The 24,248-nt window shown below is 64.7% G+C and carries 22 protein-coding genes and 1 tRNA gene; 14 read left to right on the forward strand and 9 right to left on the reverse strand.

What is annotated here, in order from left to right; all coding sequences use genetic code 11:
• The first annotated feature begins 352 nt into the window (after positions 1 to 352).
• Positions 353 to 937 carry a phosphonate metabolism protein/1,5-bisphosphokinase (PRPP-forming) PhnN gene (gene phnN / locus SA496_RS05020; RefSeq protein WP_120652445.1) on the forward strand — a complete coding sequence of 195 codons (585 nt, stop codon included), beginning with the start codon at positions 353 to 355 and terminating at the stop codon, positions 935 to 937.
• A 3-nt stretch (positions 938 to 940) separates the two neighbouring features.
• Here the strand turns inward: phnN and SA496_RS05025 are convergent, their stop codons facing one another.
• On the reverse strand, positions 941 to 1,408 hold the full coding sequence (locus SA496_RS05025) for an Lrp/AsnC family transcriptional regulator (protein ID WP_120652443.1): 468 nt from the start codon (positions 1,406 to 1,408) through the stop codon (positions 941 to 943).
• A gap of 200 nt (positions 1,409 to 1,608) precedes the next feature.
• Here SA496_RS05025 and SA496_RS05030 point away from each other — a divergent pair, with 200 nt between their 5' ends.
• From SA496_RS05030 to SA496_RS05045, 4 genes are all read left to right on the forward strand, one after another.
• Positions 1,609 to 5,076, forward strand: a complete 3,468-nt coding sequence (locus SA496_RS05030; RefSeq protein WP_330115101.1) for an indolepyruvate ferredoxin oxidoreductase family protein — start codon at positions 1,609 to 1,611, stop codon at positions 5,074 to 5,076.
• A 154-nt stretch (positions 5,077 to 5,230) separates the two neighbouring features.
• Entirely contained in the window at positions 5,231 to 6,283 is a 1,053-nt protein-coding gene (locus tag SA496_RS05035) for a Glu/Leu/Phe/Val dehydrogenase dimerization domain-containing protein (RefSeq protein WP_120652439.1), read from the forward strand.
• Positions 6,284 to 6,390: 107 nt separating this feature from the next.
• Positions 6,391 to 6,467 (forward strand) — tRNA-Arg (locus tag SA496_RS05040).
• Between the two features lie 118 nt (positions 6,468 to 6,585).
• Positions 6,586 to 6,717, forward strand: coding sequence for a hypothetical protein (locus SA496_RS05045; RefSeq protein ID WP_256660999.1), 132 nt, complete (start codon positions 6,586 to 6,588; stop codon positions 6,715 to 6,717).
• Positions 6,718 to 6,764: 47 nt separating this feature from the next.
• Here the strand turns inward: SA496_RS05045 and SA496_RS05050 are convergent, their stop codons facing one another.
• Positions 6,765 to 7,376 carry a LysE family translocator gene (locus tag SA496_RS05050; protein ID WP_120652438.1) on the reverse strand — a complete coding sequence of 204 codons (612 nt, stop codon included), beginning with the start codon at positions 7,374 to 7,376 and terminating at the stop codon, positions 6,765 to 6,767.
• A 99-nt stretch (positions 7,377 to 7,475) separates the two neighbouring features.
• Between SA496_RS05050 and SA496_RS05055 the strand changes: the two genes are divergently transcribed.
• The 6 genes from SA496_RS05055 to SA496_RS05080 all read left to right on the forward strand — a co-directional run bounded on the left by SA496_RS05055 (position 7,476) and on the right by SA496_RS05080 (position 14,895).
• Positions 7,476 to 8,486 carry a GlxA family transcriptional regulator gene (locus tag SA496_RS05055; RefSeq protein ID WP_330115102.1) on the forward strand — a complete coding sequence of 337 codons (1,011 nt, stop codon included), beginning with the start codon at positions 7,476 to 7,478 and terminating at the stop codon, positions 8,484 to 8,486.
• 187 nt (positions 8,487 to 8,673) lie between these two features.
• Positions 8,674 to 9,540, forward strand: a complete 867-nt coding sequence (locus SA496_RS05060) for a LysR family transcriptional regulator (protein WP_120652434.1) — start codon at positions 8,674 to 8,676, stop codon at positions 9,538 to 9,540.
• A 268-nt stretch (positions 9,541 to 9,808) separates the two neighbouring features.
• Positions 9,809 to 10,870: a putative 2-aminoethylphosphonate ABC transporter ATP-binding protein gene (locus SA496_RS05065; RefSeq protein WP_120652432.1), complete on the forward strand. Its 1,062-nt coding sequence runs from the start codon at positions 9,809 to 9,811 to the stop codon at positions 10,868 to 10,870.
• 1 nt (position 10,871) lies between these two features.
• Entirely contained in the window at positions 10,872 to 12,593 is a 1,722-nt protein-coding gene (locus tag SA496_RS05070) for a putative 2-aminoethylphosphonate ABC transporter permease subunit (RefSeq protein WP_330115103.1), read from the forward strand.
• A gap of 39 nt (positions 12,594 to 12,632) precedes the next feature.
• A complete protein-coding gene (locus tag SA496_RS05075; protein WP_120652428.1) occupies positions 12,633 to 13,652 on the forward strand; it encodes a putative 2-aminoethylphosphonate ABC transporter substrate-binding protein in 1,020 nt (339 codons plus the stop codon).
• Positions 13,653 to 13,764: 112 nt separating this feature from the next.
• A complete protein-coding gene (locus SA496_RS05080; RefSeq protein WP_120652426.1) occupies positions 13,765 to 14,895 on the forward strand; it encodes a TIGR03364 family FAD-dependent oxidoreductase in 1,131 nt (376 codons plus the stop codon).
• Between the two features lie 96 nt (positions 14,896 to 14,991).
• Here the strand turns inward: SA496_RS05080 and SA496_RS05085 are convergent, their stop codons facing one another.
• From SA496_RS05085 to SA496_RS05100, 4 genes are read right to left on the reverse strand one after another with little or no spacing between them, the layout of a single operon-like run.
• A complete protein-coding gene (locus SA496_RS05085) occupies positions 14,992 to 16,071 on the reverse strand; it encodes an ABC transporter permease (protein WP_120652424.1) in 1,080 nt (359 codons plus the stop codon).
• Complete coding sequence (locus tag SA496_RS05090) at positions 16,068 to 17,015, reverse strand: ABC transporter ATP-binding protein (RefSeq protein WP_330115104.1); 948 nt, start codon at positions 17,013 to 17,015, stop codon at positions 16,068 to 16,070. The genes SA496_RS05085 and SA496_RS05090 overlap by 4 nt, the downstream gene beginning before the upstream one ends.
• Positions 17,005 to 17,964, reverse strand: a complete 960-nt coding sequence (locus SA496_RS05095) for an HlyD family secretion protein (protein ID WP_330115105.1) — start codon at positions 17,962 to 17,964, stop codon at positions 17,005 to 17,007. The genes SA496_RS05090 and SA496_RS05095 overlap by 11 nt, the downstream gene beginning before the upstream one ends.
• Entirely contained in the window at positions 17,961 to 18,599 is a 639-nt protein-coding gene (locus tag SA496_RS05100; protein WP_330115106.1) for a TetR/AcrR family transcriptional regulator, read from the reverse strand. Before SA496_RS05100 ends, SA496_RS05095 begins: the two co-directional genes overlap by 4 nt.
• A gap of 192 nt (positions 18,600 to 18,791) precedes the next feature.
• Here SA496_RS05100 and SA496_RS05105 point away from each other — a divergent pair, with 192 nt between their 5' ends.
• Genes SA496_RS05105 through SA496_RS05115 form a run of 3 tightly spaced genes read left to right on the forward strand, consistent with a single transcriptional unit; the run spans position 18,792 to position 21,839 of the window.
• Positions 18,792 to 20,780 (forward strand): FUSC family protein, encoded by a 1,989-nt coding sequence (locus SA496_RS05105; protein ID WP_330115107.1) that lies wholly within the window; start codon positions 18,792 to 18,794, stop codon positions 20,778 to 20,780.
• A complete protein-coding gene (locus SA496_RS05110; protein ID WP_120652416.1) occupies positions 20,767 to 20,973 on the forward strand; it encodes a DUF1656 domain-containing protein in 207 nt (68 codons plus the stop codon). Before SA496_RS05105 ends, SA496_RS05110 begins: the two co-directional genes overlap by 14 nt.
• 11 nt (positions 20,974 to 20,984) lie before the next feature.
• Positions 20,985 to 21,839, forward strand: a complete 855-nt coding sequence (locus tag SA496_RS05115) for an efflux RND transporter periplasmic adaptor subunit (RefSeq protein WP_120652415.1) — start codon at positions 20,985 to 20,987, stop codon at positions 21,837 to 21,839.
• A gap of 167 nt (positions 21,840 to 22,006) precedes the next feature.
• On the opposite strand, the gene SA496_RS05120 is transcribed toward SA496_RS05115, so the two are convergent.
• The 3 genes from SA496_RS05120 to SA496_RS05130 form a co-directional block, all read right to left on the reverse strand.
• Positions 22,007 to 22,477, reverse strand: coding sequence for a MaoC family dehydratase (locus SA496_RS05120; RefSeq protein WP_120652413.1), 471 nt, complete (start codon positions 22,475 to 22,477; stop codon positions 22,007 to 22,009).
• Positions 22,474 to 23,433, reverse strand: coding sequence for an alpha/beta hydrolase (locus SA496_RS05125; protein WP_153917559.1), 960 nt, complete (start codon positions 23,431 to 23,433; stop codon positions 22,474 to 22,476). Before SA496_RS05125 ends, SA496_RS05120 begins: the two co-directional genes overlap by 4 nt.
• 64 nt (positions 23,434 to 23,497) lie before the next feature.
• Positions 23,498 to 24,235: a substrate-binding periplasmic protein gene (locus SA496_RS05130; RefSeq protein WP_120652409.1), complete on the reverse strand. Its 738-nt coding sequence runs from the start codon at positions 24,233 to 24,235 to the stop codon at positions 23,498 to 23,500.
• Positions 24,236 to 24,248: the final 13 nt, after the last annotated feature.

The following is a 24,248-nucleotide window of genomic DNA, read 5'->3' on the forward strand; positions in this document are numbered from 1 at the left end:
CAATTTGGTGTCGGATTGTGATCATTATAGCGGCTTTTGGCCAGCACCAATTGTCCGAATTGCGAGTGGCTGAACAATTTCCAGACAATTCCAGGATGCCTCTTCCAGCGCTCTAGAACCTTCATTGACCACGGTCCGACAGCCGCATTGCCCCTCGAAGCCCCATTCAAGGTCCATGAAGGCATCATGATGCTGTCTGGCCATCATGCTAAAGGGTAGCTGCAGTTGTCAGACCACGCCCTATGCAAAAGAATCCTTTGCGCTGTCATAAAAGCGGTTCAAAATTTTCGCGGTGAATTTCTTCGAATCCCGGCTGTGATCCTTGGCCACTAGCATTCCTCCAGGTGTTCCCATGAAAGGCAGGCTCATCTACCTGATAGGCCCTTCCGGTTCCGGCAAAGACAGCCTGCTCGATGCCGTGCGTGAGCGCTCGGACGCGCAGGGCTGCCGCGTAGCGCGCCGGGTCATCACCCGTTCTGCAGAAGCCAAGGGGGAACTCGCCGAGGCGGTCAGTCCCGAGGCCTTCGCCGAGCGTGAGGAGCGTGGCGAGTTCGCCATGAGCTGGTACGCCAATGGCCTGTCCTACGGGATTCCCCGGTTGATCGACGACTGGCTGGAAACAGGCGACGACGTGCTGGTCAACGGTTCCCGTGGCTACCTTCCCGAAGCCCGTCGGCGCTACCCGCACCTTCTGGCTGTGCTGTTGACGGTCGAGGACGATGTACTGCGTCGACGCCTGCATACCCGTGGTCGTGAATCGGCGGAGGAGATCGAAGCTCGCCTGGCCCGCAACACCGGGTTCGCCGACACCCTGCTCGCTGGCGAAAACGCCGACCTCTGCCTGCTGGATAACTCCGGCTCCATCGCCGAGACCTGCCAGCGCCTGCTGCAGCTCATCGAAGAACACCGCCCCGTCGCCTGGCCTGATTCGGCCTAATCCTCAATCCAGCGGCAGCTCCGTTGTGCGCTTGACCTCGCTCATGGCGATGTTCGAGTGCGCCTCCAGCACATGGGGCCGCTGCAGTAGCTGGTCCCGCAGGAAGCGCTCGTAGCTGGCGATGTCCTTGGCCACCACCTTCAGCAGGTAGTCCGAGCCACCGGCCATGGTGTAACACTCCAGCACTTCCGGATAGCCGACGATGGCCTCCTCGAACTCCGTGAGGTTGTTGCGGCCGTGGGCGGAGAGCTTGATGTTGACGAACACCGTGATCGAGAAACCCAGCAATTTGGGATTGAGCAGGGCCACCTTGCGTTCGATCAACCCGTCTTCCTGCATGCGATGAATTCGTCGCCAGCATGGTGACTGCGACAGCTCCACCCTTTCGGCCACTTCGGCGGCGGAAAGGTCGGCGTCATGCTGCAGTAGGCGCAAGATCTTGCGGTCAATGGGACTCAGAGGGTTCTGCATGAATCAGTCCGAAAACTTGTTTTTGTTGGAAGGATCATGCGCAAGTCTGGCGTTGAAACCCGAAAATAGAAAGAAAAAATCAGCACCGTCCGGTCATAGTTTTGGCATGCGTCCGACGCAGCGATCCTGCTTCGGGCTGAACAAAGGATGGCACCCACCGTTGCCATCAAGGTCGCCATAAAAATAAAAGGAGCGCCCACATGTCTCTGGCCGAGATCCGCCTGGATGACAAATACCGCCTCGAAACCGGTCACCTCTACCTCACCGGCACCCAGGCGCTTACCCGCCTGCCGATGCTGCAGAAGCAGCGGGACAAGGCTCACGGCCTGAACACCGCCTGCTTCATTTCCGGCTACCGCGGTTCGCCGCTCGGCAACCTCGACAAGAGCCTCTGGGAAGCCAAGTCCTTCCTCAAGGAAAACCACGTTCACTTCCAGCCCGGCGTCAACGAAGAACTGGCGGCTACCGCCTGTTGGGGCAGTCAGCAGACCAGCCTGTTCCCCGGTGCCAAGTACGATGGCGTGTTTTCCATGTGGTACGGCAAGGGGCCGGGCGTGGATCGCTGCGGCGACGTCTTCAAGCACGGTAACTCCGCCGGCGTCTCGGCCCATGGCGGCGTCTTGCTCCTGGCCGGTGACGACCACGGTTGCAAGTCCTCCAGTATCGCCAACCAGAGCGAGCATGCCTTCATTGGCGCCTCCATCCCGGTACTGAATCCGGCCAACGTCCAGGAGATTCTCGACTACGGAATCATCGGCTGGGAACTCTCGCGCTACAGCGGTTGCTGGGTGGCGCTGAAGACCATTGCAGAGAACGTCGATTCCTCCGCGGTGGTGGAAGTCGACCCGTTGCGCGTGGAAGTGAAGATTCCGCAAGACTTCGTCCTGCCGGAAGATGGCGTGCATATCCGCTGGCCGGATCCGCCCCTGGCGCAGGAAAAGCGCCTGAACATGTACAAGATCTACGCCGCCCGCGCCTTCGCCCGCGCCAACAACCTCAACCAGGTGATGCTCGACTCGCCGACCCCGCGCCTCGGCATCATCACCACCGGCAAGTCCTACCTCGACGTGCGCCAGGCCCTGAATGACCTGGGCCTGGACGAAGAACTCTGCGCCAAGGTCGGCCTGCGGGTGCTCAAGGTCGGCATGAGCTGGCCGCTGGAGCCTGTCTCCGTCCACGAGTTCGCCCAAGGCCTGGATGAGATCCTGGTGGTGGAAGAGAAGCGCAGCGTCATCGAAGACCAGGTCACCGGCCAGCTCTACAACTGGCCAGTGGACAAGCGCCCGCGCGTGGTGGGCGAGTTCGACGAGGAGGGCACTTCGCTGCTGCCCAACCTCAGTGAACTGACGCCGGCCATGATCGCCCGCGTCATCGCCAAGCGGCTGGCGCCGATCTACTCCAGTGAGCAGATCGAGTCCCGCCTGGCCTTCCTCGCCGCGAAGGAAAAGGCCCTCGCCGAGCCTAAGCACACGACCACGCGCACCCCGCATTTTTGCTCCGGCTGCCCGCACAACAGTTCCACCAAGTTGCCGGAAGGCAGTCGCGCCCAGGGCGGCATCGGTTGCCATTACATGACCCAGTGGATGGACCGCAACACCGATACCTTCACCCAGATGGGCGGGGAGGGCGCCACCTGGATCGGCCAGGCCCCCTTCACCGACACCCCGCACATCTTCCAGAACCTGGGTGACGGCACCTACTTCCACTCCGGTCAACTGGCCCTGCGCGCGGCCGTCGCCGCCGGGGTCAACATCACCTACAAGATCCTCTACAACGACGCCGTGGCCATGACTGGTGGCCAGCCCATCGACGGCGAACTGCGCGTCGACCAACTCAGCCAGCAGGTCTTCGCCGAGGGTGTGAAGCGCATTGCCCTGGTCAGCGACGAGCCAGAGAAGTATCCGACCCGCGCCACCTTCGCGCCCATCGTCACCTTCCACCATCGTCGCGAGCTGGATGCCGTGCAGCGCGAGCTGCGTGAGTTCAAGGGCGTTTCGGTGCTGATCTACGACCAGACCTGCGCCACCGAGAAGCGCCGCCGCCGCAAGCGCGGCAAACTGGTCGACCCGGCCAAGCGCGCCTTCATCAACCCGGCCGTATGCGAAGGCTGCGGCGACTGCAGCGTCAAATCCAATTGCCTGTCCGTGCTGCCCCTGGAAACCGAACTGGGGCGCAAGCGCCAGATCGACCAGAACGCCTGCAACAAGGACTTCTCCTGCGTCGAAGGCTTCTGCCCGAGCTTCGTCACCGTGCATGGCGGTAGCCTGCGCAAGCCGGAAGCCGCGGGTGCCAAGGCGCTCTTCGTGGCCCTCCCGGAACCGCGTCAGCCGAGCCTGGACCGTCCCTGGAACATCCTCCTGCCGGGCGTCGGCGGCAGCGGCGTGACCACTGTCGGCGCGCTGCTGGGCATGGCTGCGCACATCGAAGGCAAGGGTTGCACCGTCCTCGACCAGGCCGGCCTTGCTCAGAAGTTCGGTCCGGTGGTTACCCATATCCGGATCGCCGCCAAGCAAGACGACATCTATGCCGTGCGCATCGCCGCCGGCGAGACCGACCTGCTTCTGGGGTGCGACCTGGTGGTGGCCGCCAGCGAGGAAGCCCTGGCCAAGCTCAACGACCGCATCGCCCACGCGGTGGTCAACAGCCATGAAGCCGCGACCGCCGAGTTCACCCGCAACCCGGATGCCCAGGTGCCGGGCGCTGCCATGCGCGAGGCCCTGGTGGAAGCGGTAGGTGTGGCCAAGACCCACTTTGTCGACGCCACCCGCCTGGCTACCCGCCTGCTGGGTGACAGCATCGCCACCAACCTGTTCATGCTCGGCTACGCCTACCAGCGCGGCCTGGTCCCGATTTCCGCCGAAGCCATCGACAAGGCCATCGAACTCAACGGCGTATCGGTCAACCTCAACCAACAGGCCTTCCTATGGGGACGCCGTGCCGCCCATGACTTGGCGGCAGTGGAGAAGCTGGCCAAGCCAGCCGAAGTAGAAGCCCCGCGCTGCGAGACGCTTGAAGAGATCGTCCAGTACCGCGCCGACCACCTTCGTGCCTACCAGAATGCCGCCTACGCCGAGCGCTACCGTGCCCTGGTGGAACGCGTGCGCAAGGCCGACATCGGCGAAGACAAGGCGCTGACCCTCAGCGTTGCGCGCTACTACGCCAAGCTGCTGGCCTACAAGGACGAATACGAAGTGGCGCGTCTCTACAGCGATGCCACCTTCCGCAAGCAACTGGACGCCCAGTTCCAGGGTGACTACCACCTGGAGTTCCACCTGGCGCCGTCCTGGCTGGCCAAGGCTGACCCGGTGACTGGCGAACCGCGCAAGCGTCGTTTCGGGCCCTGGATGCTCAAGGCCTTCGGCGTGCTCGCCGGCTTCAAGTTCCTTCGAGGCAGTGCGTTCGACCCCTTCGGCTACAGCGAAGAGCGCAAGCTCGAGCGCGACCTGATCGCGGAATACGAAGCCACGGTTGACCTGCTCATCAAGGAGCTGAAGCCGAGCAACTACGCCGCCGCTGTCGCCCTCGCCGAACTGCCGGAGCAGATCCGTGGCTACGGCCCGGTCAAGGAGCGCGCCCTGGCCAAGGTCCGCGAGCAGGAGAAGCAGCTCCGCGCCCGCCTCACCGCCAGCGAGATCCAGGTGCTGCACCTGTTCGACCCGGCTGCCTGAAAAAGCCCCTCTCCTTCCGGGAGAGGGGTTGGGGTGAGGGAAGCTCGAGTTGTCTCGCGTTCCCCTCATCCGTCACTTCGGGCCACCTTCTTCCAGAGGGAGAAGGGATTGATCAATCCCCCTACGTTGCCAACAAGAATTCAGAGGAACCCCCATGTCCGTCTTCACCCATGTCGAGTTCGATGATCACGAGCAGGTGGTCTATGGCCACGACAAGGCCACCGGTCTCAAGGCGATCATCGCCATCCACAACAGCAACCTCGGCCCGGCCCTGGGCGGCTGCCGCATGTGGCCCTACCTGAACGACGAGCAGGCGCTGCGCGACGTACTGCGGCTGTCCCGCGGCATGACCTACAAGTCCGCCCTGGCCAACCTGCCGCTGGGCGGTGGTAAAGCCGTGATCATCGGCGACCCGCACCGCGACAAGAGCGAAGCGCTGTTCCAGGCCATGGGCGATTTCGTCGACAGTCTGGGCGGCCGCTATATCACCGCCGCAGACTCCGGCACCGGTGTCACCGAGATGCGCATCATGGCCGAGCGCAGTCGCCATGTGGCGGGCTCCGGTACTCGCGAAGCCCTGGGCGGCGGTGTGCGTGACGGCAACCCTTCGCCATCCACCGCCTACGGCACGTTCGTCGGTATCCGCGTTGCGGCGAAGCACCGCCTCGGTCGCGACGACCTGACCGGCCTGCGCGTAGCCATCCAGGGCGTCGGCCAGGTGGGCTTCAGCTTGGCGCAGTACCTCAAGGAGGCCGGTGCCCAGCTCTGGGTCTGCGATATCCACGAAGCCAACGCCCGTCGCGCCGCCGAGCAACTGGGTGCTCAGGTGGTAGGACAGAATGAAATCTACGGCCTCGATGTGGATGTCTTCGCCCCTTGTGCCATGGGCGGCATCATCAACCTGCAAACCCTCGAAGCCCTGCGCGCGCCGATCATCGCCGGTGCCGCCAATAACCAGTTGGCCGACGCGGGCCTCGCCGAGGAGCTGCGTCGTCGCGGTACCCTCTACGCACCGGACTACGCCATCAACGCCGGCGGCATCATCGACGTCTGGTACGAGCGCAGCAACGGCAGCGAAGCGGCGCTGCGCCAGCATGTCGAAGGCATTGGCGAGACCCTGCGGGAAATCTTCGTGCGTGCCGACAGCGAAGGCCGCACTACCACCGCCGTGGCCGACCGCCTGGCCGAAGAGCGCTTCGGTCGCTGAGCTGAATGCCTCGCGGGATACTGGTCCCGCGAGGCATGACAAATGGCGCGGACGTCGCTAACATGCCGCCCGTCCTCCGGACCTCGCCAGCAACTGGCGAGCCCCGCGTCCCAGTAGCTCAATTGGATAGAGCATCCCCCTCCTAAGGGGAAGGTTGGTGGTTCGAACCCACTCTGGGACGCCATTTTTCCCGCCTGATCGTAGCTTTCCGACCGTTCTCGACCGCTGGCCGCCTGCGCTTGCGACCCTCCGTGCGCCACGCTTGACTGAATGTTGGGGGCTCACCTCACGGGAGAACTCAGATGCTCAGACGCTTGATCCCCTTGGTAATGGTGGCGCTGTTCATCGCGATCAGTGGCTCGTCCTGTAACGGCGTCGACGATGGCGGTGGTGGTTCGCAGCAGAGCGAGCCAATGGGCAGCGGCGGCTACTAACGCGAACAGGCCCCGCTGACCTACGGGGCTTCTTCGTCGTCGCGCCATCAGCGCGTCAGGGGCAGGGCCGCGCCGATCAGTGCGAACAGCGTCCCGCAGCCACGGTTGAAGCCCTTGCCACCACGCTCCAGCCACGGTCGGATCCTGAACGCCAGGCGCGCCAGGAGGTATTCCACCAGGAACTCCACCGCCGCGAAGGTCGCCGCCATGACGATGAACTGGCTGACTAGCGAGCGCTGCAGATCGATGAACTGTGGCAGGAAAGCACCGTAGAAGAGCAGCACCTTGGGATTGGCCAGCGCCGACAGGAACCCCTGGCGGAACAGGTTCGACAGCGGCGGTGTGCCGGTTCCGGTCAGCGGATTCAGGTGCAGGGCGGGGGCTCGCCAGAGCTGGAAGCCCAGCCACACCAGATAGGCGCCGCCAACCCACTTGAGCACCGTCAGCGCGGCCGACGAGGCCTCCAGGAGAGCGCCCAGCCCGAACATTGCCAAGGCGATCAGTACGCTGAAGCCGGAGACGCTGCCGGTGATGGTGAACAGTGTGCGTTTCGAGCCGTGCAGTGCCCCGTGAGTCAGGGCAAGCAAGCTGTTCGGGCCGGGGGTGAGCGCCAGGCCGATGGTGGCGATGAAGTAGATCAGCCAGGTGTCCGGAGCCATGTGCCAGTCCTCGTGAAAACCTGCGGCCAGTCTAGGGGCGGCTCGTCTCGGAGTGAGGTATTTTCTAGACATTGTTTAGCAGTTTATGGACATGCCCTCATGCACGCAGACGCCAGCCAACCGGATGTTCGCTTCCTCCTGCTGCCCCTTCCCGAATTCAGCCTGCTGCCATTCGGTGGCTTCCTGGACAAGCTGCGCTTCACTGGCGACGACGAAGATTACAGCCGGCAGCGCTACTGCAGCTGGACGATTCTCGGCCTCGAGCACGGGCACGTGGTTTCCAGTAGCGGGGCGGCCGTTCAGGTGGAGGCCAGTCCGGAGCAGGTCGCGCTGGCCGACTACGACTACCTGGTCGTGTTCGGGGGGCGACGTGCCGGCGCGACCGAGGCCCTCGCGCCAATTTACCGGCCATTCCTGCGCAAGGCCGCCGCACAGGGCGTGAAGCTGGTGTGTATCGATAACGCCTGTTTCCTCTTCGCTGCCTGCGGTCTGCTGGCCGGCCATAAGGTGGTGGTGCACTGGCGGCATGAAGCCGAGTTCCGCGCCTCCTATCCTCGCATCCAGCTACAGCACGAGCAGCTCTACTGCCTCGATGGCGATCGCATCTCCTGTGCAGGTGGTGCTGCGGCCATCGACCTGGCGGTGGAACTGCTGTCGCGCGGCTGCGGCCGAATCAAGGCGCTCAAGGGACTGGCCGACATGCTGGTGGATGAAAGCCGCAGCAGCGAACACCTGTTGCGCTCGCGAGAGGCCGCGACGGTACATGGGCGGCACGTCGATCGTGCCATCGCACTGATGCGGCAATGGATGGCGTCCGCAACCGGTGCCGACGCGCTGTCGGAAGTGGTGGGAGTCAGTCGCCGTCAGCTGGATCGATTGTTCCAGGCCAGCCACGGCGTGACGGTAAAGGCCTACTGGACCGAGATGCGCCTGAACCATGTGAAATGGCGGCTGCTGAATTCCGATCACAGCCTGGCGCTGATCGCCGACGAAATCGGCGCGGTGGATACCAGCCACCTGGCCAGGTTGTTTCGTACGCGCTTTGGCATTTCACCTGCCGCTTTCCGGAGGCAGGAAAGGGCAGTGGAGCGCCTGTCGTCTGATCGCTGAACCGAGGATCAATGCCAAATTTGCGCCCCCAGGAGCCGTTGGAGTCCGGAGCGTATTGCTGCGCTATCGCGATCACTTCCTGATCCTTCTCCGTTGAAACCGCAAGCACTGACCGCTGCAACGGCTGTGCAGCCCACCCGGCGGCAGGCAGAATGCCCGCATTCCACCGCTCCGAGGTCCACCCCCCATGCTCAGCGCCGAGCTCAAGGCCTTCTACATGGTTGCCCGCCTGGGCAGCATTACCCAGGCGGCGAAGAAGCTCGGTCTCAGCCAGCCCACGGTGACCACGCAGATCCGCAACCTGGAAGGCCAGTACGGCGTCGAGCTGTTCCATCGTGGCGGGCGCCGCCTGACGGTGAGCGAGGAGGGGGCGAAACTGTTGCCCATGGTCAAGGTGCTGTTGCAGCAGGAAGCCGATATCGAGTTCTTCCTGCGCAATTGCGGACAGATGCAGGGCACCCTGCGCATCGGCGCCACTGCGCCTTACTACATCCTCGACCTGGTACGCAGCTTCCGCGAACGCTTCCCGCAGATCGATGTTTCCCTGGATATCGGCAATTCCCAGCAGGTGATCGAAGCCCTGGAGGAGTACCGCGTCGATCTTGCCGCGTCTTCCCAGAAGCTGGATGACGCCAGACTGACGCGCATGGTGCTGGGCAGCGATCCGCTGGTACTGGCGGTTCACCGGGAGCATTCCCTGGCACGGCGCAAGTCGGTCGGCCTCGAAGATCTCCGGGGCCATTGCCTGTTGATGCGTGAGCCAGGCTCGACCACTCGCCAGCTCACCGAAGACATGCTCAGGGATGCCGGCATTTCCATCGGCCCGCTGCTGGAGATCGGCAGCCGCGAATCCATCCGCGAAGCGGTGATCCGAAACCTCGGCATCAGCATCATCGCCCGCCACGAAGTGCCGGATAACCCCGAACTGCGGGTGATCGCGCTCAAGGGCGCACCGCAGATAGACGAATACCTCTACTGCCTCAAGGAACGCCGCCAGGCGCGCTTGCCCGCAGCGTTCCTTGCCGTAGCGCGGGATACGGCTGACCAGTCATAGGCTGCCCTGTAGGAGCGAATTCATTCGCGAAGCGGGCCGAAGGAGCGTCCTGCTTGCCTGGAAGACTCGGGCAACGGAGCTGCCCTTCGCGATTGAAATCGCTCCCACGAGGATTGCGCAATCGCCGATCCGGGGCCTATCCCAAATCCACCAATGCCACTATCGGCGTAATTTGCCCAATCGCCATCTGACGTTCGCATTGCCTCCCTAGCATCCACCTCGTCGAGCCGTGCACCCGTGCACGCCAACTGCTTAACGAGGTACCGCCATGACCCCAGCCGATCACCACGCCACCCATATGCGGGTGCGAGATATCCACAAGCGCTTCGGCCATTTCACTGCGTTGGGCGGTGTTTCCCTGGATATCGCTGCAGGTGAACTCGTGTGCCTGCTGGGACCGTCCGGCTGTGGCAAGACGACACTGCTGCGCTGCATTGCCGGCCTGGAGCAGCAGGACAGCGGCACGCTCCACATCGGCACACGGGATATCTCACGCCTGCCGCCCCAGGCCCGTGACTACGGCATCCTGTTCCAGTCCTATGCGCTGTTCCCGAACCTGACGGTGGAGCAGAACATCGCCTATGGCCTGTCCGGCAGCGGCCGCGAGCAGGTGCGTGCCCGCGTTGCCGAGATGCTGGAGCTGGTGGGCCTTGCCGGCAGCGAGAAGAAGTTCCCCGGCCAGCTCTCCGGTGGCCAGCAGCAGCGCGTGGCCCTGGCCCGAGCCCTGGCTCCGGCGCCGTCCCTGCTGCTGCTGGATGAGCCGATGTCGGCGCTGGACGCCCGCGTCCGCGAGCATCTGTGCACCGAGCTGCGCCAACTGCAGAAGCGCTTGGGCATCACCACGCTGATGGTTACCCACAACCAGGACGAGGCCATGCTGATGGCCGACCGAATTGCGGTGATGAACCAGGGCCGCGTTGAACAATACGGCACGCCCCAGGATATCTATCGCCAGCCCGCCACACCCTTCGTTGCCGAGTTCGTCGGCCAGGGCAACTGGCTGCCCTTCGACTCGCGCCAGGGCGGTCACGCCCGTGTCGGCAACATGCACCTGCGCCTTCCTGAAACCGCCGGCAGTGTCGCGCGCGGCCGCCTGTTCTGTCGCCCCGAGGCCATCGCTATCAATCCCGCCGAGCAGCAGGACAATCGCTTCCGTGCCCAGGTGCGGGAGATCACCTTCCTCGGCAACCGTTGCCGCATGAGCTTCGAGCTGGAGCAACTGCCGGGCCATCCGCTGCTGGCCGAGCTGGGCCCTGAAAGCCTGCCGCGCCTCGGCACCCCGGATATCTGGGTGGCGCTTCCGGCGCACAGCCTGCAGGTGTTCGCCTGAGATGGATGCCGTGATCAAGCTGGACAAGATTCCGGCCAGGGCCACCGCGCGTGGTGACCTGCTCGACCGCCTCTTCGTGATCGGTGGTAAATACCTGTTCCTCGGCCTGCTGATTCTCGCTGTGCTGCTGCCGCTGCTGGCGATCTTCTGGCGGGGCTTCAGCGCAGGGGCGGGGCAGGGGGGTGGTCTGTTGGCGGCGAAGGAACTGCTGGCCAGCGCCAACTTCCATTGGCTGCTGGGAAACAGCCTGAAGGTGGCTCTGAGCGTGGCCGCCATCGTGGTGCCCACCGCCTACCTGTTCGCCTATGCCCTGCAACGCACGTTGATTCCGGCCAAGGGTCTCTGGCGGGGAATCTCCCTGCTGCCGTTGCTGGCACCGTCAATGCTGCCGGGCATCGCGCTGATCTACCTGTTCGGCAACCAGGGACTGCTGCGCGACTGGCTACCGGACAACATCTACGGCTTCTGGGGCATCGTCCTCGGTGAGGCCATCTACACCTTCCCACATGCGTTGATGGTGTTGCTCTCGGCGCTGTCGATGGCCGATGCGCGGCTGTTCGACGCCGCCGCCAGCATGGGCGCCGGTCCATGGAAGGCCTTTCGCAGCATCACCTGGCCGGCGACGCGCCAGGCTGCGTTCGCCGCCTTCTGCCTGGTGTTCACCCTGACCATCACCGACTTCGGCGTGCCCGTGGTCGTCGGTGGCGACTACCAGGTGCTGGCGCTGGAAGCCTACAAGGCCGTGGTCGGCCAGCAGCAGTTCGGCCGTGGCGCTCTGATCGGCATGGTGTTGCTGCTGCCGGCACTGCTCAGCTTTGGTGTCGACGCCTGGTTGCGTCGTCGCCAGGGCGAGGCCATGAGCGGCCGGGCCCAGGTCTTCCACCCGACACCGTCGAAGGTCCGCGATGCCTGCTTCCTCGCCCTGGTGCTGGCGGTCTGCGCAATCCTCCTGCTGGTGCTGGGCATGGCGGTGTATTCGTCGCTGGTGAAGTTCTGGCCCTACAACCTGTCGCTGTCGCTGCGTCATTACGCATTCGAGGAAACCGCCGGTGGCGGCTGGCTGGCCTACCGCAACAGCCTGACCCTGGCCAGCTGCACCGCGATCTTCGGCAGTGCGCTGATCTTCACCGGCGCCTACCTGATGGAGAAGACCCGTGGCCAGCAGTGGCTCAACCAGGCGCTGCGCCTGCTCAGCTTCGTGCCCATGGCCGTACCCGGCCTCGTGCTCGGCCTTGGCTACGTGTTCTTCTTCAACCTGCCAGGCAACCCGCTGCACGCCCTCTACGGCAGCATGACCCTGCTGGTGATCTGCTCCATCGCGCACTTCCTGACGACTGCGCAGATGACCGCCACCACCGCGCTGCGCCAGCTGGATGGCGAGTTCGAGGCCGCCGCGCTGTCGCTCAAGGCTCCGCTCTGGCGCCACTACCTGCGGGTGACGGTGCCGATCTGCCTGCCGGCGCTGCTGGACATCATCCGCTACCTGTTCGTTTCGGCCATGACCACGGTGTCCGCCGCCATCTTCCTCTACAGCCCCGACAGCATCCTCGCCGCCGTGGCTGTGCTGAACATGGACGATGCGGGCAACGTCGGCGGCGCGGCCGCCATGTCCACCCTGATCCTGCTGACCTCCGCCACGGTTTCCCTGCTGCTGGCCTGGGCTTCGCGCGGCCTGCTGCGCCGCTCCCAGGCTTGGCGCCAGGGCACGCCGGGCACCCACTGAACAACCACAACCCCAAGCAATCCCGACAAGGAGCTTTCCATGTTCAAACGCCTCGCTCTCGCCGCCGCCGTAATGGCCGGCTTCAGCCTCCAGGCCCAGGCCGCCACCGAGCTGACCGTCTACACCGCCCTGGAAGCCGAGCAGCTGTCGGCCTACAAGAAGGCCTTCGAAGCGCAGAACCCGGATATCGAGATCAAGTGGGTACGTGACTCCACCGGCATCATCACCGCCAAGCTGCTGGCCGAGAAGGATCGTCCGCAGGCCGACGCCGTGTGGGGCCTGGCTGCTTCCAGCCTGGCCATCCTCGATGCACAGGGCATGTTGCAGAAGTACGCGCCCAAGCATCTGGAGACCATCGGCGCCAACTATCGCGACGCTGCCAATCCGCCGGCCTGGGTGGGCATGGACGTATGGGCCGCCACCATCTGCTTCAACACCGTGGAAGCCGAGAAGCAGGGCCTGAGCAAGCCCAATAGCTGGGAAGACCTGACCAAGCCGGAGTACAAGGGCAAGATCGTGATGCCGAACCCTGCGTCCTCCGGCACTGGATTCCTCGACGTCAGCGCCTGGCTGCAGACCTTTGGCGAGAAGCAGGGCTGGACCTACATGGATGGCCTGCACCAGAACATCGGCCAGTACGTCCATTCCGGCTCCAAGCCGTGCAAGCTGGCCGCCGCCGGCGAGTTCCCCATCGGTATCTCTTTCGAATACCCGGCCGTGCAGCTCAAGCGCCAGGGCGCACCGCTGGACATCGTCCTGCCGAAAGAAGGCCTGGGCTGGGAAATTGAAGCCACCGGTATCGTGAAAGGCACCGACCAGCTTGAAGCGGCCAAGAAACTCGCCGACTTCTCCGCCAGCCCGGCGGCCATGGAGCTGTACAAGGAAAACTTCGCCGTACTCGCCGCCCCCGGTATCGCCAAGCCGCAGACCGAACTGCCCGCCGATTACGAGCAGCGCCTGATCAAGAACGACTTCGCCTGGGCTTCGCAGAACCGCGACCAGATTCTGGCCGAATGGCGCAAGCGCTACGACGGCAAGTCCGAGAAGCTGCCGCAGTAACTCCGCAATCATCCCCTCGCTCGAACCTTCCCCTCTCCCTCGCTGCTTTTCTCCCTCTGGGAGAGGGCTGGGGTGAGGGGGCGGGAAGGCACGGGCTTTCAAGGAGAACCCCATGCCCCTGCAAGACACCGATATCGCCATCGTCGGCGCCGGCATCCTCGGTCTATCCCACGCCTATGCCGCCGCCCGCCGCGGACTGCGCGTCAGCGTCTTCGAACGCAGCGCCACCCCGCTGGGCGCGTCGGTGCGCAACTTCGGCCAGGCGCTGGTCACAGGCCAGCCGCCGGGCCCCATGCATGCGCTTGCCCGCGACAGTCGCGAAATCTGGGCCGGTTGGGCCGAGGCCGCCGGCTTCCAGATCCGCCGCAATGGCTCCCTGCTGTTCGCCCGTACCCGCGCCGAGGAAGAGTTGCTGGACGCCTTCTGCGAAGTGCGTGCGCCCGAGCACGGCTATCACGTGGAACTGCTGCGTGGCGAACGTCTGCACGACCTGTACCGGGGCCAGTTCAGCCACCATCGCGCTGCGCTGCTGGGCCTGGACGACCAGCAGATCTACTCCCGCGAGGCTGTTCCCGCGCTGGTGGATTACCTGCGCCGCGAGCACGGCGTCGAGTTCCATTTCTCCACCCTGGTGCGCGATGTCGAACCCGGGGTTATCCACAGCACGAAAGGCAGCTGCCGCGCGGAGCAGATCGTCGTCTGCTCGGGGCATGACTACCAGACCCTGCTGGCCGAGCAGATCGCTTCACTGCAACCCCAGGTGTGCCGCCTGCAGATGCTGCGTGTTCGCCCGGAACAGGATTTTGGCTTGAATCAGGCGGTGCTCACGGGCCTCAGCTGCGTGCACTACGGCGCGTTCGCCGACCTGCCGGAAGCCGAGGCCATTCGCGAGCAGATCCAGAGCGAGCAGCCGGAGCTGGAAGAGCACGGTATTCACCTTTTGGTCAGCCCGACGCCCCATGGCGAGCTGATCGTCGGCGATTCCCACCACTACGGCACAGATGCTTCGCCCTTCAACGCCGAAGCGGTGGACGAAATCATGCTGGAACTGGCCGAACACACCCTGGGTACCCGCCTGACCGTGGTGGAGCGTTGGCAGGGCGTCTACGGCGCACGTGGGCCGGGGCCCTTCTCGGTGCTCAAGGCCGCGCCGGGAGTGACTGCCGTGTTGATGCACAGTGGCGTGGGCATGAGCGTCGGACCGGCACTGGGTGAGCGGACCATGGCGGGGTTGCTGTCGTAGGTTGGTCCGAGGAACGAGGCCCAACGAATGAGCGCTGATCGTTGGGTTTCGCTTCGCTCTACCCAACCTACGAAAAGCGTTTCGGCCTTCTGGATTTCAATCCAGCCGCTTGTGCACCCGCATTACTGCGAAGGTGAGCATCACCAGGGTGAACACCAGCAGCACCACCAGTTCCAGCCAGAGATCGGCAAGGCCTGCGCCGCGCAGCATGATGCCGCGGGTCAGACGCAAGAAGTGCGTCAACGGCAGGATTTCGGCGATCCACTGCGCCGCCTGCGGCATGCCGGCGAAGGGGAACATGAAACCCGACAGCAGGATCTGCGGCAGGAAGGTGAAGAAGGCCATTTGCATGGCCTGGAACTGGCTGCGCGCCAGGGTGGAAATGAATACCCCCAGGGTCAGACTGGCGAAGATGAACACCAGGGACGCGCCATAGAGTTCCAGCAGCGAGCCACGCACCGGTACCTCGAACAGCCACAGCCCCACCAGCAGGATCACTGTCACCTGCACCAGGCCGATGCCGACGAAGGGCAGGACCTTGCCCAGGGTCAGCTCCCAGGGTGAGAGCGGTGTGGTGATCAGCAGTTCCATGTTGCCGCGTTCCCGTTCGCGCACCAGGGCGATGGCGGTGAACAGCACCATGGTCATGGTGAGGATCACTCCGATCAGCCCCGGCACCGTATTCAGGGGCGCCAGGCGTTCGGGGTTATAGAAGTTCACCACCTGCACGCCGGTCAGGTTCGGCCAGCCGGGCAGAGGGTAGGCCGCCAGTTGGCGGGCCGAGGCCTGCACGACCTGGTCCGAACCATCCACCACCAGCTGCAGTGGCGGGCGGTCCTTGCGTTGCAGACGTGCTTCGAAGTCCGGCGGCACCACCAGGGCTGCACTGATGTTGCCTTCGCGCAGCAGCTTGTCCAGCTCTTGCGGCGTGGCGAGCTGGTAGCGGAAATCCAGCACCTGGCTGGCGCCGAGTTCGGCGATCACTTCGCGGGAGCGGGCGGTGTCGGCCTGATCCAGCACGGCGGCGTGCAAGCCGCGCACGTCCATGTTGATGGCGTAGCCGAAGAGCACCAGTTGCATGATCGGGATGCCGACGATCATGGCGAAGGTCAGGCGGTCGCGGCGCAGCTGGCGCAGTTCCTTGAGGACGATAGCCCCCAGGCGGCGCAGGTTCATGACGAGGCTCCGGCCCGTTCCAGCGGGCGGTGGGTGACGGCAACGAAAACATCTTCGAGGTTGGCGTCGGTGGGCTTCACCTCGGCCTCGACGCCCTGGTCGACAAGGCGTTGGGCGATGCGTTCGCGAGCATCATCGACGGCGCTGAGCACGCGCAGCGTGGCACCGATCTGGGCCATGGCGATGACTTCTTCGGCACCTTGCAGGGCGCGTTGGGCCTGGCGTGGCTGTGCGCATTCCACCAGCAACGGGCGTCCTGGCAGGGCAGCCATCAGATCGGCGGGGCTGCCGTCGGCCACCAGGCGTCCGGCATCGAGGATGCCCAGACGGGTGCAGCGTTCGGCTTCATCCATATAGTGGGTGGACACCAGCAGGGTGGTGCCGGCTTCGGCCAGTTCGAAGAGCGAATCCCAGAATTCCCGGCGTGATTGCGGGTCCACGGCGCTGGTGGGTTCGTCGAGGAGCAGCAGGTCGGGCTTGTGCAGCACTGCGCTGGCCAGGGCCAGGCGCTGTTTCTGGCCGCCGCTCATGGTGCCGGCGAGCTGCTTGCGGCGATCCGCCAGCCAATAGCGCTCCAGCAGTTCATCGATGCGCTGGCGAGCTTCGCGGCGATCCAGGCCCTGGACGGTAGCGAGGAACTCCAGGTTCTCGCCCACCGTCAGGTCTTCGTACAGAGAGAACTTCTGGGTCATGTAGCCGATGCGGCGTTTCAGTTCCTCGGCGTCCTGCGGGATGCGGCAGCCGAGCACTTCGATCTCGCCAGCGCTGGGCAGAAGCAGGCCACAGAGCATGCGGATGGTGGTGGATTTGCCACAGCCATTTGGACCGAGGAAACCGAACACTTCGGCGCGGTTGACGTGCAGGTTCAGCCCATCGACGGCAGTGAGCTGGCCGAAGCGCTTGGTCAGGCCGCTGGCGCGGATTACCGCTTCATCACTGCTCATGGCTCACTCGCTCCGCCCGCACCGGCAAGCCCGCGGGCAGCTTGCGCGCAGCCTCGCCTTGCAGCACCAGTTCGGCGCGGTAGACCAGGCGGCTGGCGTCGTCGCCGGTCAGGGCGAAGTAGGGGGTGAAGCTGGATTCGCTGGCGATGCTGCGCACGGTGGCGTCGAAAGGTTCGGCCACGCCTTCGACCTTCACCTTGAGCGCATCGCCGATGGCGATCTGCGTACGTACCGAGGCAGGCACGTAGACCCGCGCGTAGGGCGCCTCACCCACCAGCAGGCTGACCAGCTCGGCGTTCAGTGGCGGTTGGTCGCCAGGCTTGAAGGGGAGGGTATCCACCCGGCCCTCGCGGGGGGCGCGCAGGCTAAGGTGCTCGCGGGTGACCTGCAATTGCGCCAGCCGGCCCTGGGCGGCCTGGAGCAGGGCGGTGGCCTGTTCGATCTGTTCCGGACGGGTGCCGTTGGTGAGTTCGCGCAGCTGGGCGTCAGCATTGTTCACGGCAGCATTGGCCTGGTCGCGGGCGGCGCGGGCGCGGTCGAGCTCGGCAATGGCGACCTGGCGGCGCTGATAGAGAGCGGCGATGCGCTGGAAGTTTCGGTCGGCGTCGGTCAGCTCCGCGCGATTGCGGGTGAGGGTGGCGCGGGCGGCGTCCACGGTCTCGCTACGGGCGCCATTGCTGAGTTCGTCAAGCCGCGCCTTTGCCTGGGCGACGTCGCCTTGCGCTTCCTTGAGACGGGCATCGAGACGACGCGGGTCCAGTTCCAGCAGCAGTTGGCCCTGCTGCACCTGATCACCCTCGGCCACACGCCAGGCGAGGATGGTTTCCGAGGCTTCTGCGGGCAGCCCGATGCGGTCCCATTCAAGGGTGCCGAGCAGCGGCTGTTGAGCGGGGTCTTCGCAGCCACTGAGCAGGGCGAACGCCAGCAGACAGGGAAGCAAGTGTTTCATGGCTTCACCTCCAGGCCGCGCTCGAGCAGGGCCATGATGTGTTTCACCATGGCTTCGTCGCCCAGTTCCGGCGTGGCGAAAATGCCGCGCCAGATCTGTCCGGCGGCGTAGGGCAGCATCACCAGGCCGACCAGCGAAACCACCAGCAGGCGAGGGTCGACGTCCGGGTTGAGACGTCCGCCCGTTTGTGCCGCAGCGAAGCGCTGGGCCAGCAGCAGGGGCACCATCGGGGCGAAGCGGGACGTGAGCATTTCGCGCAGCGCACCGCCTTCGCAGAGCACTTCACGGACCCAGAGCGGCGGCAGCCAGGGATTCCTGCTGAGGTTGGCGCTCATGCCGCGAACGAAGGCGCCGACCAGTTCCATAGGATCGTCACCGACCTGTTGCAGGCGTTCGCCCATGCCCTGGAACAGGGGCAGCAGGCGCTCCTCGACCACGGCTTCGACCAGGCGCTCCTTGTTGCCGAAGTAGTAGTTCACCAGGGCGGGCGTCACGCCAGCCTGCTGGGCAATGCCCCGCAGGCTGGCAGCATGGACGCCGACATGGGCGAACGCATCGGTGGCGGCGTCCAGCAGGCGTTCGCGCTGGAGCTGGGAATCGCCCGTGGGGCGGCCGGGGGAGCGAGGGCGGGTCACGGTAAGTATCTCCGGACGAGAAGGGATGGGTTTATTTAAATATGCATTTAATTAATTAACAACGAGCAGCCGACGAACGCGAAGCGCCCACTGGACGAGATTTTGTTAGCAAGCTATCAATATTCGCGGTTATGGCCTGCCGATTCTGGCGGGCTATCTTCAGTTTCTACGGATCATCCTTGGACCTAGCCCGTGCGCGATTCCCTGCGTGCCTTCCTGGCGCCTGACATTCCGGCGCTGCAATTCGCAATCAAGACTTTGCTGGGAGGCGGCATTGCCCTCTGGTGCGCCTTTCGCTTCGATCTTCAGCAGCCGCAATGGGCGCTGATGACGGCGTTTATCGTGGCTCAGCCGTTGTCCGGGATGGTGGTGCAGAAGGGCTTGGCGCGGCTGCTCGGCACTTTGGTCGGCACGTTCATGTCAGTGGCCATCGTCGGCCTCTTCGCGCAGACACCCTGGTTATTCCTGCTGGCCCTGGCCGCCTGGTTGGGCATCTGCACCGCCGCCTCGACCATGATGCGCAGTGCCTGGTCCTATTCCTTCGTGCTGGCCGGTTACACGGTCGCCATCATTGGCCTGCCCGCCATTAGCCACCCGCTGGCGGTGTTCGACCAGGCCGTGGCGCGCTCCACGGAAATCTGCCTCGGCATCATCTGCGCCACCCTTACCAGCGCACTGCTCTGGCCGCAGCGGGTGGAACGCCAGCTGGCGCGCCAGGCACGGGACGCCTGGCAATGCGGCATCCAGGCGTCGATCTCCGCCTTGAAGGGCGAGCGACAGGAGCGCCAGGGCTTGCTGGGTGTGCTGGGGCGCATCGTTGCGGTGGATGCGCAGCGCGAGCACGCCTGGTTTGAAGGCAGTCTTGGTCGCCAGCGTGCGCTGGCCTTGCAGGTGCTCAGTCGCGACTTGCTCAGTCTGCTACGTCTGGCTCGCGGTGTAGCGCGCCAGTGGCGTCAGTTGGACGAGGACGAGGCCGATGGCCTGCGGCCCTGGGTGGAAGAGGTCGAACAGACCCTGGCCGAACCTGATGTGGCGCGTCTGGATGCGTTGCGCGAGCGGCTGCTGTTGGCGTCTGAGGACGAGACCCTGACCACTGTCCAGCAATACTGTCTGGGTCGCATGGCGGTGGTCATGCGCCAGGCCTCGGAGGCGGTTGGTGCCATGCATGCAGTGGAACGCGGCGAAGCGCCCGCGGAGGCACCACCGCCGCTGTCTACTCACCGGGATGTTCAGACAGCCGCCATCTATGGCCTGCGCAGCGCCCTGGCCTTCCTCGGCCTGTCGGCTTTCTGGCTGGCCACCGCCTGGACCTCCGCGGTCGGCGCGCTGACCCTGACTTGCGTGATCTGTGGCCTGTTCGCCAGTCGCGAGAACGCGGAGCAGATCGGCATGATGTTCCTGCACGGCATCGTCTATGCGCTGCCCGTGGCCTTTATCGTTGGACAGGTGTTCCTGCCCCAACTCAGCGGCTTTGCGATGCTCTGCATGGCGCTCGGTGTACCGCTGTTCTTCGGTGCGCTGGGTATGGCCAAGCCTGCGCTGGGTGCCACGGCTACCTCCTTCTGCCTGCATTTCATCGTGCTCTGTGCACCACAGAACCTCATGCGTTTCGATGTCGGGCTGTTCTTCAATGAGGCGATTTCCATGCTGCTCGGAGTCGGCTTCGCGGTGTTCACCTTCCGCCTGATTCCACTGCGCAATCCGGTGTGGCACGGCCGGCGGCTGCTCAAGGCGAGCCTGAGTGATCTGGCACGCCTGACCGGAGTGCGCCTGGCCGGGGCGGAGAACTGGTTCGGCGGACGCATGGCCGACCGCTTGCTTCAACTGGCGCGGCTCTACCCGGTGCTGCCGGAACAGAGCCGCAGCCGCTGGGACGATGGTATCGCCAGCCTGGACCTGGGCGACGAACTGCTGCACCTGCGGCGCTGCCTGGCCGCGGCTGACAGGCCGCTGGGCGCATCGGAGGACCGCTTCATGCGGCAACTCGAGCACGTCGTGCTGCAAGGCCCGGCACCGGGCCGCGCCCAGGCCCTCGACGAGCCCGTTGGAGAGTTGCTGGAGGCTCTGCGGGGGGCCGGGAGGAGTATCGACCGTCGCCTGGCCCAGGCGGCATTGTTGCAGCTGCAGCAGAGTTGGCGGCAATGGTGTGAACAACAGGAGGCGAGCCATGGGCTTGCGTGAATGGTCCCTGGGGGGCGTGCTGCTCAGCCCCTTTCTGCTTTATGCGCTGCTGGCCCTGCTGGTAACCGGCGCACTGCGAATCGGTCTGGCTCGAGCCGGGTTGGCGCGCTGGATCTGGCACGAAGCGCTGTTCGACTGTGCCTTGTATGTCTGTGTGCTGGCGGCGCTGGTAGCGCTGACCGGGCACTCGTGAAGGAGATGAAGATGCGTTCCACGCTGCGCGTAATGGTAACCCTGGCCCTGGTCGTGGTGGCCATCGTGGCCGGCTATGGCCTCTGGCAGCACTACATGCTCGCACCCTGGACCCGCGACGCGCGCGTGCGCGCCGACGTGGTGGTGATATCGCCCGATGTGTCCGGCTGGGTGATGGAGCTGAAGGTCCAGGACAACCAGCAGGTCAAGGCCGGCGACCTGTTGCTCAGTATTGACCGAGAGCGCTACCAGGCGGCGCTGGAGAAGGCCCGCGCGGTAGCCGAGACCCGCCAGCACCAGCTGCGCCTTCGCGAGCACGAGGCCTCCCGTCGTGAGCACCTGGGACCCCAGGCGATCAGTGCGGAGCTCAAGGAGAACGCCCTGATCACTGCGGAAGTGGCCCGTGCCGAATTCCGCGAAGCCCAGGCGGAGGTGAGAGTGGCCGAGCTCAACCTCACGCGCAGCGAGTTGCGTGCGCCACGTAGTGGGCAAGTGACCAATCTGCGCCTGGCCCAGGGCAACTACGCGAGCGCCGGGCAGCCAGTGATGGCGCTGGTGGATGACGGTTCGTTCTACGTCCAGGCCTATTTCGAAGAAACCAAGCTGCCGCGCATCAAGGTAGGCGCTCCAGTGAAGGTCTGGTTGATGAGTGCAGGGGAGCCGCTGACCGGTAAGGTGGAAAGCATCAGCCGTGGCATCACCGACCGCAATGCCATTCCCGATACCCAGTTGCTGGCGAACGTCGAACCCACCTTCAACTGGGTGCGCCTGGCCCAGCGGATTCCGGTTCGGATCAAGCTGGACAAGGTGCCGGATGATGTGACACTGAGCGCCGGGATGACGGCCAGCGTGACGGTGGCTGAGTAGGGCAGGGCTGGCACAGACCACCCCCTCTCCCTCTGGGAGAGGGTTGGGGTGAGGGCAGCGTCAGGCCAGCTCGGTGCCTACCCCTTTCGCGAATGAATTCGCTCCCACAGGGACAGTGCCCAAAAAAAGCCCGGAGTCATCCGGGCTTTTTCATGGCAGCTGCATCTTCAGCCGATGGTGATCGGCGGCAGTTCCGGCAGTTCCACCGACAGCTGCTGCTTCGGCGCGAGCACCTCGGCTTCGCCGTCCACGACCTGGTCCGAGTTCTGGTTGAACACGCGAGTGGCGATGCGTACGCGGTTCTTAGGCAGCTTCTCCAGGATTTCCAGCTCGACGGTCAGGGTGTCGCCCAGTTTTACCGGACGGGTGAACTTGAGCTGCTGGCCGAGGTAGATGCTGCCCGGGCCAGGCATTTCGCAGGCGATGGCGGCGCTGATCAGGGCGCCGGTGAACATGCCGTGGGCGATGCGCTCCTTGAACATGGTGCCGGCAGCGTACTCGGCGTCCAGGTGCACCGGGTTGCGGTCGCCGGAGACGGCAGCGAACAGCTGGATATGACGCTCTTCGACGGTGGTGGAGAAGGTGGCTTTCTGGCCGACTTCCAGGGCGTCGTAGGTGAAGTTGGTTACCTGGCTCATGCGGACTCCTTGGCTTGCGTTTTGTGGTGCCGACTGTGGGCAAGGGTCTGCTCCAGCCAGTCGATCAAGTCTTCGATCACTTCGTCGCGGTTGCTCTCATTGAGCAGCTCATGACGGGCGTCAGGGTAGATGTTCAGCTGCACGTCCCTGATACCGGCCCGGCGCAATGCCGCGGCAAGATCCTGCAGACGCCGGCCCTCGCTGACCGGGTCGCGTTCGCCGCCGATCACCAGCAGCGGCAGATCGGGGTCGATCTGCGCCAGGTGTTTCGGCGGGGTGATGTTCTGAAGCCCGCCAAGCAGGTCGAGCCACAACTGGTTGGTGCAGCGGAAACCGCAGAGCGGGTCCTCGACGTACTTGTCCACTTCAGCCGGGTCGCGGCTGAGCCAGTCGAAGGCCGTGCGGTTGGGTTTGAAGGCCTTGTTGAAGGAGCCGAAGGAGAGGAACTCGATCAGCGCGCTACGGCCTTCCTTGCCCTGGCGCCAGCGCTCGAAACGGGCCACCAGTGCAGCCACCTTGTACAGCGCGACGGGCTGGTAGTTGGAGCCGGAAAGAATGGCGCCCTGCAGACTGCAGCTGTGCTGCATCAGGTAGGCCTGGCCGATATAGCTGCCCATGCTGTGGCCAAGGAGGAAGATCGGCACTTGCGGGTGCTGTTGGCGGATGTGGTGATTGAGGCTCGCCAGGTCGCCAATGACCTTGCTCCAGCCTTCATCCGCCGCGTACTGGCCGAGAACGCCATGCTCGGCGCTGCGTCCATGACCGCGCTGGTCGAGGGCGTAGAGCTCGAAACCGACGGCTACCAGCGCCGCACCCAGACGGGCATAGCGGCCGCCGTGCTCGGCCATGCCGTGGGAGAGCATGACTACCGCCCTGGGCGGGGTCTCGCCGGACCAGTGATTGACGTACAGGGGCGCGCTATCGCTCGCGTCTAGCCAGAAGGCGTCGTGGCGCATGGCCGATCCTTTTGCCGGGGATTCGGCGCATTGTGCACGGGGGCGAAGGTGGCGCAAAGCCTGCTCAATTGGGCGGGACGTTGTGGCGTTCGAGGATGCGCATGTATTCGCCGCTGGCCAGCAGTGCCCTGAGGCCGCGCTCATAGATTTGCGCCCAGTCCGGTTGTCCGGCACGCGGCGCGTTGAATCCCGCCAGCAGAGGGATGCGTTCCAGGGCCGGCGGCTGCCATTGGAGCTTGCCGCGCAGGTGCTCGTCCGTGGCGATCAGGTACTGGCCGACGGCTCGCTCCAGCAGAACCAGGTCGAAACGTCGGGCATCCAGCTTGCGCAGGTTGGAGATGTCGTCCACCGCCTCTTCAGCACTGAATCCCGAGCGCAGCACACGGGTCGGGTAGCCGTAGCCCCTGACCACGCCCACCTTGCGTCCCTTGAGTTCGGAGAGGCTCTTGAAGCTGACAGGCGTGTCCTTGCGTACGAAGAATCCCAGTTCGCTGTAGAACAGCGGGCGCGAAGCATGGAGGTTCTCCTCCACCACTTCACGCGGCCAGAGGGCCAGGGCGCCCTGGTAGTGGCCGCTGTGCAGGGCTGCACGTACGCGGGCCCAGGGCATGAAATCCACCTGGACCTTGTAGCCCTGGGTGGCGAAGGCGCGGGTTGTGAGCTCGATGATGCTGCCGCCTTGCGGCAGGGACTGTGAGCAGTAGGGCGGATATTCCAGGGTCGCCAGACGGAGGTCGGCCCGCACGCCGCAGCTGAGGAACAGGCAGGACAGCAGCGCACACAGGGCCAGAGGGAAACGCATGGGTGATATGTAA

It is taken from the genome of Pseudomonas sp. JS3066 (assembly GCF_036328175.1).
Classification (GTDB): Bacteria; Pseudomonadota; Gammaproteobacteria; order Pseudomonadales; family Pseudomonadaceae; genus Metapseudomonas.